Genomic DNA, 12,032 nt, shown 5'->3' with positions numbered 1-12,032 from the left:
CGAGGCTCTACCATAGGACTGGCAATGCTTTTGGGGTGTGTCACTCCTTATACTACCACGAGAGTGACAAAAGAGGGTTAATCAAATGCTGAAACTTAGGTGTGCTTACTTGAATGAATTAATGTAAAATATAGACGCATCCTTCAAGAGCCATTTTCCTTCCAAACTCCCATACTTTAGATGCTCCTCAAAGCCAGTGCGCTTAGCGCGCGGGCGAAACTTTTGCGTTATATCATATAGCGCAGGGGGAAAACTTTTGGCTCTTATCATACTTTTAACCATTTACAAAAGCGGGATGCTCCCTGGCTCGCTTCTGTTCTCTAGGCTCGGGGTTGCTATCGATAAAATCACTTAATTCTTTGAGATTTTGCTGCTCAGACCTATTTTTCTATTCACGCTATATTCCCCATCTAAATATTAACACACGACCTAACTATTATAACTTATAAATTTTTACGAATCATTTAGGATTGCTATATTTATTCATTACCTCAAGTTTGGTGATGTCCCTGTACCCGCGCGCTTCATCCCTTAATTCAGCAACGCCGACAAAATCTCGCCTGAAAATTCAGATAGCAGCAGCAGCACAACAACTCGCAGCAGGAGAAGAAGTAAAAGGTAAACGGCTGTTGCACTAATTAATAGATGACAAAATCTGCTGGTAAGCATCGATGGTTTGTTGGGCGATCGCCTCCCAGTTATAATGCTTTTTGGCATACTCTTGGCCGTTCAATCCCCGGCGTTGACGCTCCTGTGGATTCAGAAGTGCTGATTTGATTGAATTGGCGATCGCCCCTACTTCCAAAGGCCCCACCCAACCAGCCTCTGCTTGCTGTATGTCTTCGGCAATATGTATGCGATCGGAAATGGCGACAGGTAGACCGGCGGCCATCGCTTCTGCTACAGCAATGCCAAAGTTTTCGTAATAAGAAGGCAATACAAATAAGTCGGCTTTTGTCAACAGTTCAGCTTTAAAATCACCGCTCACAAAGCCCATTATTGTTGTGTATTTTGCTAAGCTTGAATTCTGAATTTGCACTTTAATTTTTGTTTCATAATCAGCATCTTGGGGATTTGAACCAGCTAAAATAAAGTGAAACTCTATACCCGCTCCTAAAATACTTTCTAATGCTGGAATTAACAAATCAAGCCCTTTTTTAGGTTCAATTCGCGACATAAATAAAATGATTGGCATTTGAGAGTCCCGCAATCTCTTAGGAAACAAACCTGCTGTCACCCCCAATGGAATCACCAAATCCCGTGGCACAGGCATCTTGCCTGTGAAGTCCAAATCCCGTGGCACAGGCATCTTGTCTGTGAAGTCCAAACCAAATCTTTCTGAGATTTTAGCCTCTTCTTTACTTGTGAAATGAATTGCGGCTGCCTCTGCTAAATTAGGGCGTTCTAAAAGCGTGGCATAAATCTGTTTCAAGCGCTTTTTTTTCTGCAAATCGGCGGGGTCAAGCATACCGCAGGGACGCATAATATATGGCAAACGATGATATCTAGCAATTGTGGCGGCAAAGGTAGTTACTGGTGAGAAAAGAGCGTGAATGTGAGCCAGGTCAAATTGTCGCGCATTTTCATTTAACCACTGCAATAAACTCAGAGAAAACTTATATCTACGAAACGGAGAACAGCGGAAATAAATAATTTGATAACCGTTTTGTTTTAGTGATTGATTTAAGGGGACATCTAAGGGATGTTGACCGATATCTCCGTTAGAATCTGTGGTGATAATTGTGACATCAATACATCGGGAAGCGAGGGCCGCAGAAAGTCCAAGTACCATTTGACTTGGCCCACCGTATACCAAGGAAATTGAGGGGATAATTTGGAGAATCCGCATGGGGGATAGTTATTTAAATCAACATACCAACATCTCCCATTACAAATTTAATTATCTGCAAAAGGTTGCCCGTCTAGCTGTTCAGCTTCCTCTCTTCTTGTTGCTGTAATTTGGGTATTGTGAGCTATTGTCTTGGAAAATTCATACATTTCACTGGCTTTTGCTTCCGCAGCTTTCACAATTTCAAGGATTTCCAGGAGTAGGCTTTCATCTGGTAATTGTTTCATGGCAATGCTTCTAATCTCTCAACTACTTTGTCAATCATAATTTTCGATTCTGGAGCCATATGTAGCAACCCTGCTAAATAATCTCCTGCTTTTTGAACATCTTCATGGGGCACACCAGCCATCAATACATTCCCCACAATGTGCTCTGCTTGTAAACGAGTACCTGCTACGTTGAATTGAAAATTGGTGATGGAAGAAAAGTATTGCATCAGTATTTCATTTTGGGGAAAAAGAGACATTGCTCTTCTAAGTGCAAAAAGTCCCTGCGTTGCTTGGCGCTCGCTATCGTCTAGTACCTGGTAGAGTTCGTCAACCAAAGAGCGTATGTCGGAAGGAATAGACATTTACTACAGTTTTTATTTAACACTTGCATTATACTGCTAAAAGTTACAACAATTCTTTGTAGAATTCCAATAACTGCTCAGCTAAAGCTTTATTTGTATAATTGCTCATCGCTCTATGATAACCCCGATCGCCCAAATCGGCCGCCAACTCCTGCCGCTCCATCAATTTCTGCAAACACTCTCGCAAAACCCCTACATTCCCTTCTGGGAATAATAAACCCGCATCGCCGACGACGTGAGGAATTTCGCCGCAGTCGGAACCAATAACCGGAATGTGACAGGCCATCGCTTCAATTAAAACGTGACCGAATTGTTCTTTCCAGCCCACAGTGGTCAAAGTTTTGAATTTATAGCTGGTTTGCGAAGGCAATACCAAACAGTTCATTAAGTTAATGTAGGGGGGAATTTCTTCGTGGGAAACGCTTTCTACCCATATTATTCGGTCGCTGATTCCCCATTCAATACATTTTTCGGCGAGGTGCGCCCGCAATTTTCCTTGTCCTACTAACAGCCACTTCCAAGAGCTTTTTTTCAACCCTGCCAAGGCTTCAGCTAAAGTCAACAATCCTTTTTCTTCGACAAATCGCCCTACAAATCCTACCACAAAATCGGTCGGTTCAATGGCGAAGCTACGCGATAAATCAGCGTCTTTACCTGTGGGGCGAAACAAAGTTTCATCTACTCCGAGTTGTGGCATTACTTTTACCGCACCTTGATAGCCCCGCTGCCGCAAAATTTTAGCTCCATCTAGGTTGCCTGCAATAATTCCATCGGTGTGCTGAAGATTGTAATTTTCTAAGACTGAAACAGGCCAATTCAATTGATAAGGCAGGTTCCACCAAGTAAATAATATATTTTTTGCTTGCAGCTTTAGCAGTTTATTTAGTAATATTAACTGAGCGCAAGCGATAGATTTTGAACCTTGTTCAACTTGAATTATCTGGGGTTTAATTATTTGCAAAAGTTTAATTAAATCTGTGCCAAAAGTTAGCAATCCTTGATTGTTTTGACTAAAGTTGGATACGGGGACTACTTTAAATGAGCCTTTTTGATAAAATTGCGTTTCTATAATTTTATTTTGTACGCCTCCGGGTTTCCAACGCTGCGGCACTACAACTGTTACTTCAATATCGGGTTCTAGGTTGGCTAATATCTTGAATTTTTCCCGATTAATGTCCACAATGTAGGTGTGACTAGCCACGAGAATTCTCATTTATTGGGAAGGGCGAATGGGGAATAGGTAATTATTAAGCGTTAATATTGTCTTGATGGCTATAACTTTGTCCATCATTCCACAGAGATTGAATTACTGTATTTATAGCACTGAGAAAACCCAGGATATAAAAAGCAAATCTAGTTATAATTTTAATGGGCGAGGCGCTTTTATAACAAGGTGGATTTCCCAAAACGTGGCAGTCAAAGAGTTTGGCAAAAAATCGCAGGCATTGAAAGGCTGTTAAATTTTTTAATCCCATCAGGAAATGGTTGTGATAAAATGTTACTTGATATTCGATCGATCGCGTGCTGACATCGTGACATCCGCCGCTCTCTTCCCCTAAGTGAACTAGACACGCATTGGGATCGTACCAAATTTTCAGACCAGTTGATCGCAATCTCAAACAAAAATCCGACTCCTCCCGCACCGCACTCCCTGCAAACCGCTCGTCAAACCTCAGCCCGCATTCAGCAAAAACCTGCCGGCGAAAAGACATATTACAGCCTCTAGCCGAGAGCACCTGCTGCGGTTTGACTGTATGCACCAAATCGATAAAATACCAGGCAATCCCGGCATCCATCGCTTCTGAGGGCAAATATTCGATCGCCAAATCCCCTCCTGAATTATCCAGTTTCATTCTGTCAAAAACCCTGCCCGCCACACATCCCACATCAGGTTTTTCTAAATAGTTGTCAGCGTGAGCCGCCAAAAAACCCTCTGGCAATTTTACATCATCATCAATAAATAAAATAATCTCTCCAACTGCGCGTCGCACTGCATAATTTCGAGCCGCAGGTAAACTCGCCCAATCTACTCTAAACCAGCGAATTTGGCCAGCGTTTGCCAATTGCTCTAAATAAACTTGAGTTTCCGATTCGTGGGTGCGAGTTTGATCAATTACAAGCACTTCAAAATTCGGGTAATTTTGCCGAATCACATCAGCCAATGTCTCTCGCAGAGGTTGCTCGCGGTTGTAGGTGGGTATCACAACAGAAATCATCATCACACAATTGAGTGAAAATAAAGTTAAGGGCAGGCAAGATGCCTGCCCCACTCGTTATTTTTGGAGAAGTTGATTAAAACTCGAAATTAATAGTTATAAATTTTGATTTATGAATTTTGAATCACAGGATTTTAACTCAAAACTCAACACTCAAAATTCACAACTTTTAGCAAGTCCCCATTTCCATCAGAGAGCTATGTGTTGCTGAACGGCTAAAACTAAATTTTCAGTCCAGAAATTAGCTAATTCGGCGCTGGCAGCTTCCACCATAACTCGAATTAGCGGTTCAGTGCCAGAAGCGCGCACCAAAACCCGTCCCTGTTCGCCCATTGCTGTTGTAGCACGTTCGATCGCACTTTGCATTGCCTCGCACTCCTGCCATTTCAGGCGTTTTTCGCGATCCTCCACCCGAATATTTCGCAACAACTGCGGATAAGTTTGGAAACTGCCACTTACCAATTGTGCCAAAGATTGCCCGGACTGGCGCACCAGCGAAGCCAAATGCAAAGCTGTCAGCAAACCGTCGCCGCTGACACCATAATGCGGACAAAGAATGTGTCCTGACTGTTCGCCGCCCAACATCGCACCAGTGCGCTGCATTTCAGCGTGAACGTACTGATCTCCCACGTTGGTTCTAGTTAGTTTGCCCCCCAATTCTTCCCAAGCTCGCTCAAAGCCGAGGTTAGCCATTACAGTAGAAATAATTAAATTGGACGGTAACTGTTCCGAGTCGCGCAACTGCCGACCCCACAGATAAAGAATGTAATCGCCGTCAATCGCTCGACCTTTGTTGTCAACACACAAAACTCGATCGGCATCGCCGTCAAAAGCAAATCCCAAATCGGCATTGTGTTCCAAAACAGCCGCTTGCAAACTGTCGAGATGAGTAGAACCGCAGTTAACATTAATGCGAGATCCATCAGGAGAGTCGTGCAAACAGATAACCTCCGCCCCCATTTGCGCGAACACCGCCGGCCCCAAGCCCGCAGCGGCCCCCCAAGCCAAATCCAAAACTATCCGCATTCCCTCCAAATTCATCTTTTGCAGCGAATCACAGAGCGAAGTGGCATAATCTTTAACCAACTCAGACCGATGGTAGTGGTGTCCCCAAGCCAAGCTAGCAACCGGAACCTTTGCCCCCCGGATTCCCGCTTCGATTTGTTCCTGCAACTGCTGCGACAGCTTGGAGCCGTTTGAGTCGAAAAACTTAATGCCGTTGTCTTCTGGGGGATTGTGAGAAGCCGAAATCATCACTCCGCCGACCGACTCCGAAACGCTTGCCAGATAAGCAACGCAGGGAGTGGGACACAATCCCAAATTCCACACTTCCAAACCGGCGGCTGTCAAACCCGCTGACAGTGCCATTGCCAGCATATCGCTGGAATTCCTGCTGTCTTGTCCCAAAATCACAGGCCCCTGGTTGGGGGAATGTTGCCGTAGAACTTGTCCAGCCCAGAAGCCCACTTGCAAGGCTAGAGGTGCATTCAGCAATTCTCCAACTTTCCCGCGAATGCCGTCTGTGCCGAAGAGTTTGGTATTTGGCAGGGAGAGGCTATTTCCCAGCAGAATCGTATCCAGTTTGGCTGGCTGTACCGAGTTAACAGCCGGAAACTCGCTGCCACGAGGGCGCGAAGGTGTCTGAACCATATTCACTCCTTTAGGAATATTCACACTCACACTTTGGGTTCATGTTACAACTGAAAGTCTTTATTTTCAGCGTAAACTCCATTTATTTAGTCCATTGCTCAAGCAACTTGCTTTGACAACCTACGCACAAAGCTTAACTTCATCGGAAAAATTTGTATTGTACCCAAGGGAAAAACTTTTAGTACCGGGGGCGCGCCCACGCCACGAAACCCGGTTTCTTTCAGTCTCCAGGCGTGACGCTGCTGCGGTTTGAGCCTGTCAGGCACTGCGTGTGTAGAAAGTTAATGCTGTATTGCCGTATACTTTGTGGCGGCAAATTTCTAGGCCGGAAATCGGTTGTGCCGATCGCTCCGGGCTGTGTTCGACGGCCATTTCCCCGTTTGGTGCTAGCATTTCTTGGCTGGCGATCGTGTTTAACACAGGTTCGTACAAGTCGCTGGCGTAGGGCGGATCGAAGTAAATGCGATCAAACTGCTGCCCCGCTAGTGTCACCAATTTCGCCGTCGCGTTTCCCCGCAGTATTTGGAATGTTTGGGACGAGTCTGCTATTTGCTCCCAATTTTCGCGGATAATCGCACAAGCTTTCGCCGACTGTTCGATGCCAGTGACACTCGCGGCTTGCCGACACAAAGCTTCTGCACCCATTGAACCGCTGCCGGTACAAATGTCAAGCCATCTGCAATCTGCGATCGTCCCTTGCCAAATATTAAATAAAGCTTCTCTGACTCGCGAAGGTGTAGGGCGAGTTGCGAGTCCCGGCAGGGTTTTGATTTGGCGATTGCCACAGATTCTCAGACTCATTTAGGAAGAAGGAAGAAGAAAGTTCGGCAACGGATTCTGTAACGGATGTAACGGATTTAACAGATGTCAGGAAGAAGGAAGAACAAAGAAGAAGGAAGAAGACTTTTAAAAATGTCAAACCCGGTTTCGGCAATCTACCGGGTTTTTCAAGACTCATGCCACCTAAGCAGGTACTTTTTCCCTCACGAGACTGACAAAATTTGACAGCATTTGCAATCCCGTACTCGAAGACTTTTCCGGGTGAAATTGCACGGCCATCAGATTGTCTTTAGCTATAGCCGCCGTCACGTTTTGACTGCCGTGACTTACCATTGCCGATCGCGCTTCCCAATCAACTGGATCGACATAATAAGAATGCACGAAATAAACCCAAGGATCGGACGGTAAATTTTGCCACAGCGGGCAATTCTGCTGAGTAAATTGCAATTGATTCCATCCCATGTGGGGAATTGTCAAACCCGGTTCCGAGCGAAATCGGCGCACTTTTCCCGCAATAACGCCCAATCCCGGTTCTACACCTTCTTCGGAACTTTCCAACAGAATTTGCATACCCAAACAAATGCCTAAAAAAGGTTTTCGCGAGGCGATCGCCCTTTTTATCGGTTCTATCAAATTGCGCGATCTTAAATTCTGCATTGCCGGGTCAAAGGAACCAACTCCCGGCAAAACCACCGCATCAGCCTGCTCGATTATAGCAGGAGAATCTGTAATTTTTGGCACTGCACCCACATTTTCCAAGCCTTTACAGACTGAGTGCAGATTGCCCATGTCATAGTCTACTACTGCAATGACAGACATTGACTTACTTGCCTTATATTATCAATATCAGTATTATTGCACAAATATGACGGCGAAAATCCTGCTAACCTCATTTGATACTTGGCTTCCCCATCAGCAATCCAACTCTTCGGACGACTTATTAGCCAAGATTTCCCAAATCAAATCTTTGCCTGATTCCCTGACTTTTTTGAGGAAACTGCCAGTAGATTTTCAGCTAGCACCTAATTTAGCTATCGCCCAAATCAACCAACTCCAACCCGATACTATTATCTGCTGTGGCATGGCCGAAAGCAAGAAAAAATTAACCGTAGAATCTTGCGCTTGCTGTGATACCGACATTCTGAAAACAGCAGTTAATCTCGAACCGCTAGTCGCTGATTTAGCTGCAACCGAAATCAGTCACGAAGCCGGAAAATTTGTATGCGAAGCCCTATATTATGCGGTTTTAAAACATATTTGCGATTCTCAAATAGCCGCTCAATGTATTTTCGTCCACGTACCAATTTTAACTCCCAACAACGCTGACAGAATTGTCGCCGATTTTTTATTAGTTATGCGACGCCTAACTCTCGCAAGTAATAAATAGGTCGCTCTAATTCAACTTAAAAATGTGTTTAGTATTCAGAAACCCGGACTTTTAAAGAAACCGGGTTTCTCAGTGTTAGTTTTTTTTACTAACAACTGCCAACTGCCAAGTCTTTAGCCGCCGTAATTCCAACCCGTGCTTTCTAGCAGCAACGGATTGCCTTCTCGGTGGACGCCGGCTGCCACAACTTCTCCCACATAAACCGTGTGATCCCCGTGTTCCACAGCACCGACAACTTTGCACTCGACGTAACCCAGAGAATCCGAGATAATCGGACAACCAGTTTCCGCGCCGGGATAAAATTCTACATCCTCAAATTTATTGCCAACGCGGCGCTGCTGCTTGAAGAATTTCTGGGCTAAGTCTTTCTGTTCTGCTTCTAGGAAACTCAAAGCAAAGACACCGCTAGCTTTGATCATGGCGTGGGATTTGGAGTCTTGCTTGACGCAGTTGACAACTAACGGAGGGGTAAAGGAAGATTGCATCACCCAGCTAGCGGTGAAACCGTTGACTTCCTCCCCGTCTTTGACACCGCAGATGTACAATCCGTGAGGGATTTTCCGCAAGATGGTCTTTTTAGCTTGTTCGTCTAGCACGGGCTTACCTGTTCGATCGATAATTCTACACCGCTCAGTTTACCAATGTCGGGCCCACAAACCCACCTGTCTTAAGGGCTATTCGCTAATATTGCCTTTTCCGATCCCAAACTTGACACCAGTTTTAAGTGAAAATTAACAACTCAAAACTATTATGAAACTCCATACTTTTTAAACCAATCTTGCATCCGTTTCCAACCATCCTCAGCTTCTTTTTTCCGGTAACTGGGGCGATAGTCTGCGTTAAAAGCGTGCGGCGCATCTGGATAAAGCACAATTTCGGAACCGCTGCTGCCAGTTTTGAGAACTTCCCGCATTTTCTCGACTGTATCGTTGGGAATTGACTGGTCTTTGCCCCCGTAAAGCCCCAATACGGGCACTTTCAAACTGGCTGCAATGTCGATCGGCTGTTTGGGAGTTAAATCCGTAGAATTGCCAACCACACGCCCGTACCAAGCCACTCCTGCTTTGACTTTCGGGTTGTGGGAAGAGTACAGCCAAACAATTCTGCCACCCCAGCAAAATCCTGTAATTCCCAACTTATTAGTATTGCCTTTTCCTGACTTTTGTGCCCACTCTACGGTAGCATCTAAATCAGACATAACTTGAGCGTCAGGAACTTTCGAGACAACTTTACTAATAATTTCTTGAACCTCGGTGAGTTTAGAAACATCACCTTGACGGGCAAACATTTCTGGGGCGATCGCTAAATAACCTAATTTTGCAAAACGGCGGCAAATATCTTGAAGGTGGGCGTGAACTCCGAAGATTTCTTGAATTACTAAAATTACTGGAAAATTGCTGCCGCTGGCTGGCATGGCTCTGTATGCTGGAATTGAGCCGTCTTTTACAGGAATTTTTACCTCACCTGCTATTAAACCAGCAGCATCCGTATTGATAACGGCAGCCGCAATAGGATGAACTGCTAAGGCAAATCCGGCGCTTAATGCGGTGACAGTGATAAATTGTCTGCGAGTTAAATCAGTCATGGCGATTTTAGATTTTAGATTTTAGATTTTAGATTGGGGAATTGAGAATTGGGAATTGGTAATTGGTTATTTCATAATTGCTCCTTCTTCCCTCTTCCTTCTTCCTTCTTCCTTCTTCCTTCTTCCTTCGAGGGTCTAAAAAGCCGATCGTGCTCTGGATGGTACAAGCGCGATCGCCCTTCTGCCGATTTTCCCAAGGCCGGACTAATAACGTACATTGTCGTTCTGATCAAATTATTTTCGCGCGTAGCAACTGCCATTTTGTCAAGGGGAACTAGCACAATTTTTTCATCCGGCCAGCCCAACCGATAACAAATCGCTACAGGCAAATCCGATGGGTAATGTTCCATCAATTTAGCTTGAGCTTGTTCGACATGGCGAGCACTCAAATACAGGCACAAACTCGCTTGATGAGCCGCTAAACTCGCCAATTCTTCGCGTTCCGGTACTTCTGTTCTGCCGCTAATTCGCGTCAAAATAATTGTCTGCACAACTCCCGGAACTGTCAACTCAATTTTAAGTTTAGCCGCCGCAAGTTGGAAAGCGCTAATTCCCGGAATTACCTCAAAAGCAATTCCCTCGGAAGCCAAAGCTTGCATTTGTTCGCCGACAGCCCCGTAGAGACAGGGATCGCCGGAATGGAGACGGACGACGCTTTTTCCGTCCTGCACTCGTTCCACCATCAAAGGTACAATCTCTTCGAGGGTCTTATCCGCAGTTTGGATCACTTCAGCATCCGCGCGCACCCCCTGCAAAATTTGCTTTGGGACTAAGGAATCAGCAAATAATATGACATCGGCTGCAGCCAGTAATTTTTGAGCCTTAACAGTCAACAAATCCGGGTCTCCCGGGCCTGCACCTACAATGTATACCCTTGGAATTAGGGCTTCAATCTCTGTCAAACTCATTGCTGCTAAAAAATTTGCTAAATTTACGAACGCTTCCGGATGTACCTATTTTGGTTGGAAGTAAGGGATGGTAGATGCACCCTGGTTTTGAACCCTAGAGACTAACCTCTCTGGGGTTTTTTATTGATCCTCTGGCAATTTCGGAGCGATCTTTGCCCGATCGCTATTGGGGGAGACAACATCGGGCAAAGGTCGATCGAGCAAATAAAGCCAAGCTAACCCGCCCAACCCTAAAACAATCCCAGTCAAGCTTACCATCTGTGCCGTCCGCAGCGGCCCGAACATCAAACTATCAGTCCGCAACCCTTCAATCCAGACTCTACCGGAACTGTAAGCTGCGATATAAACTAAAAATAAAGCACCAGTTTTTAAGCGAATTTTGCCCTGTAAATCGCGGAAAAACAAAGTCAGAAGCAACCCAAATACTGTCAAATTCCACAGGGATTCGTAGAGAAATGTGGGGTGGAAGTATTCAAAATTAGCGTATGCGGGCGGGCGGCTGTTTGGCGGAATATAGAGTTTCCAAGGCAAATCCGTAGGACTGCCAAAAGCTTCCGAGTTAAAGAAATTTCCCCAGCGTCCGATGGCCTGACCGAGAATTGCCGAGGGCGCGATTAAATCTGCCAATTGCCAAAAAGAAACTCGCTGGATTTTCGCAAAAATTAAAGCTGCGATCGTGCCACCCAAAATCGCCCCGTGAATGGCAATTCCACCTTTCCAAATCGCAATAATATCTTCAGGCCTCTGGGCGTATTGCTGCCACTCGAAAGCCACGTAATAAATTCGAGCACAGGGAATAGCGCCCAGAACCAGCCAAATTGCCAAATCACCCAGCAATTCCGGGTTGACGCGGCGTTTTTGGGCCAAGTATTGGGACAGACTGACCCCAATCAAGACGGCAGAAGCTATCAACAGCCCGTACCAGCGAATCGCTACGGGGCCAAGTTGAAAGATAATTGGGCCCGGCGATGTAAATTGAAACGCTAAGGGCAGCGCAAGAATATTTAGCACCATAAAAGTTGCATTAATTGTGATGGAAAGCTGTCAAATTTGCATACCCTTTAACAAACTCCAGAGTTTATTTTA

14 protein-coding genes are annotated in these 12,032 nt (G+C 45.2%); 2 read left to right on the top strand and 12 right to left on the bottom strand.

The features are described 5' to 3' along the window. Positions 1-503 precede the first annotated feature (503 nt). Positions 504-638: a hypothetical protein gene (locus tag QUB25_RS19765; RefSeq protein WP_333185303.1), complete on the top strand. Its 135-nt coding sequence runs from the start codon at positions 504-506 to the stop codon at positions 636-638. Here the strand turns inward: QUB25_RS19765 and hpsP are convergent. The 8 genes from hpsP to hisH form a co-directional block, all read right to left on the bottom strand. After that, entirely contained in the window at positions 635-1,849 is a 1,215-nt protein-coding gene (hpsP, locus tag QUB25_RS19760; protein WP_333185301.1) for a hormogonium polysaccharide biosynthesis glycosyltransferase HpsP, read from the bottom strand. The two genes, QUB25_RS19765 and hpsP, sit on opposite strands and share 4 nt — an antisense overlap. A gap of 47 nt (positions 1,850-1,896) precedes the next feature. Next, positions 1,897-2,076: a hypothetical protein gene (locus QUB25_RS19755; protein ID WP_333185299.1), complete on the bottom strand. Its 180-nt coding sequence runs from the start codon at positions 2,074-2,076 to the stop codon at positions 1,897-1,899. Further along, a complete protein-coding gene (locus QUB25_RS19750) occupies positions 2,073-2,420 on the bottom strand; it encodes a hypothetical protein (protein ID WP_333062169.1) in 348 nt (115 codons plus the stop codon). Before QUB25_RS19750 ends, QUB25_RS19755 begins: the two co-directional genes overlap by 4 nt. 43 nt (positions 2,421-2,463) lie before the next feature. Continuing rightward, positions 2,464-3,633, bottom strand: a complete 1,170-nt coding sequence (gene hpsO / locus QUB25_RS19745; RefSeq protein ID WP_333185297.1) for a hormogonium polysaccharide biosynthesis glycosyltransferase HpsO — start codon at positions 3,631-3,633, stop codon at positions 2,464-2,466. 34 nt (positions 3,634-3,667) lie between these two features. Then, positions 3,668-4,639: a hormogonium polysaccharide biosynthesis glycosyltransferase HpsN gene (hpsN, locus tag QUB25_RS19740; protein WP_333062173.1), complete on the bottom strand. Its 972-nt coding sequence runs from the start codon at positions 4,637-4,639 to the stop codon at positions 3,668-3,670. 186 nt (positions 4,640-4,825) lie between these two features. After that, complete coding sequence (gene glmM / locus QUB25_RS19735; protein ID WP_333185311.1) at positions 4,826-6,286, bottom strand: phosphoglucosamine mutase; 1,461 nt, start codon at positions 6,284-6,286, stop codon at positions 4,826-4,828. Between the two features lie 258 nt (positions 6,287-6,544). Further along, the gene (gene rsmD / locus QUB25_RS19730) at positions 6,545-7,087 is read right to left on the bottom strand and encodes a 16S rRNA (guanine(966)-N(2))-methyltransferase RsmD (protein WP_333185293.1); all 543 of its coding nucleotides are present in this window, start codon (positions 7,085-7,087) and stop codon (positions 6,545-6,547) included. 162 nt (positions 7,088-7,249) lie between these two features. After that, complete coding sequence (gene hisH, locus QUB25_RS19725; protein WP_333185291.1) at positions 7,250-7,885, bottom strand: imidazole glycerol phosphate synthase subunit HisH; 636 nt, start codon at positions 7,883-7,885, stop codon at positions 7,250-7,252. Here hisH and QUB25_RS19720 point away from each other — a divergent pair. Continuing rightward, entirely contained in the window at positions 7,875-8,453 is a 579-nt protein-coding gene (locus QUB25_RS19720; RefSeq protein ID WP_445251968.1) for a pyroglutamyl-peptidase I family protein, read from the top strand. The genes hisH and QUB25_RS19720 overlap by 11 nt on opposite strands. Positions 8,454-8,566: 113 nt before the next feature. Here QUB25_RS19720 and QUB25_RS19715 read toward each other — a convergent pair whose 3' ends face one another. From QUB25_RS19715 to lgt, 4 genes are all read right to left on the bottom strand, one after another. Next, a complete protein-coding gene (locus QUB25_RS19715) occupies positions 8,567-9,049 on the bottom strand; it encodes a flavin reductase family protein (RefSeq protein ID WP_333039820.1) in 483 nt (160 codons plus the stop codon). Between the two features lie 152 nt (positions 9,050-9,201). After that, the gene (locus QUB25_RS19710; RefSeq protein WP_333185289.1) at positions 9,202-10,038 is read right to left on the bottom strand and encodes a dienelactone hydrolase family protein; all 837 of its coding nucleotides are present in this window, start codon (positions 10,036-10,038) and stop codon (positions 9,202-9,204) included. Between the two features lie 71 nt (positions 10,039-10,109). Continuing rightward, positions 10,110-10,946 (bottom strand): precorrin-4 C(11)-methyltransferase, encoded by an 837-nt coding sequence (gene cobM, locus QUB25_RS19705; RefSeq protein WP_333185287.1) that lies wholly within the window; start codon positions 10,944-10,946, stop codon positions 10,110-10,112. 120 nt (positions 10,947-11,066) lie between these two features. Then, on the bottom strand, positions 11,067-11,960 hold the full coding sequence (lgt, locus tag QUB25_RS19700) for a prolipoprotein diacylglyceryl transferase (protein ID WP_333185284.1): 894 nt from the start codon (positions 11,958-11,960) through the stop codon (positions 11,067-11,069). Positions 11,961-12,032 lie beyond the last annotated feature (72 nt).

This window comes from Microcoleus sp. B3-D7 (assembly GCF_036705305.1).
Lineage (GTDB): Bacteria > Cyanobacteriota > Cyanobacteriia > Cyanobacteriales > Microcoleaceae > Microcoleus.
Note: the sequence above shows the minus strand (reverse complement) of the source record. Positions and strands in the feature narration are given on the sequence as shown.

Bases quoted from the DNA above. Each gene is read 5' to 3' on its own strand.
- hpsN (WP_333062173.1), bottom strand. From the start codon at position 4,639: ATGATGATTTCTGTTGTGATACCCACCTACAACCGCGAGCAACCTCTG.
- lgt (WP_333185284.1), bottom strand. From the start codon at position 11,960: ATGGTGCTAAATATTCTTGCGCTGCCCTTAGCGTTTCAATTTACATCG.
- QUB25_RS19755 (WP_333185299.1), bottom strand. From the start codon at position 2,076: ATGAAACAATTACCAGATGAAAGCCTACTCCTGGAAATCCTTGAAATT.
- rsmD (WP_333185293.1), bottom strand. From the start codon at position 7,087: ATGAGTCTGAGAATCTGTGGCAATCGCCAAATCAAAACCCTGCCGGGA.
- hpsP (WP_333185301.1), bottom strand. From the start codon at position 1,849: ATGCGGATTCTCCAAATTATCCCCTCAATTTCCTTGGTATACGGTGGG.
- QUB25_RS19750 (WP_333062169.1), bottom strand. From the start codon at position 2,420: ATGTCTATTCCTTCCGACATACGCTCTTTGGTTGACGAACTCTACCAG.
- hisH (WP_333185291.1), bottom strand. From the start codon at position 7,885: ATGTCTGTCATTGCAGTAGTAGACTATGACATGGGCAATCTGCACTCA.
- QUB25_RS19765 (WP_333185303.1), top strand. From the start codon at position 504: ATGTCCCTGTACCCGCGCGCTTCATCCCTTAATTCAGCAACGCCGACA.
- QUB25_RS19720 (WP_445251968.1), top strand. From the start codon at position 7,875: ATGACAGACATTGACTTACTTGCCTTATATTATCAATATCAGTATTAT.
- QUB25_RS19710 (WP_333185289.1), bottom strand. From the start codon at position 10,038: ATGACTGATTTAACTCGCAGACAATTTATCACTGTCACCGCATTAAGC.
- hpsO (WP_333185297.1), bottom strand. From the start codon at position 3,633: ATGAGAATTCTCGTGGCTAGTCACACCTACATTGTGGACATTAATCGG.
- cobM (WP_333185287.1), bottom strand. From the start codon at position 10,946: ATGAGTTTGACAGAGATTGAAGCCCTAATTCCAAGGGTATACATTGTA.
- glmM (WP_333185311.1), bottom strand. From the start codon at position 6,286: ATGGTTCAGACACCTTCGCGCCCTCGTGGCAGCGAGTTTCCGGCTGTT.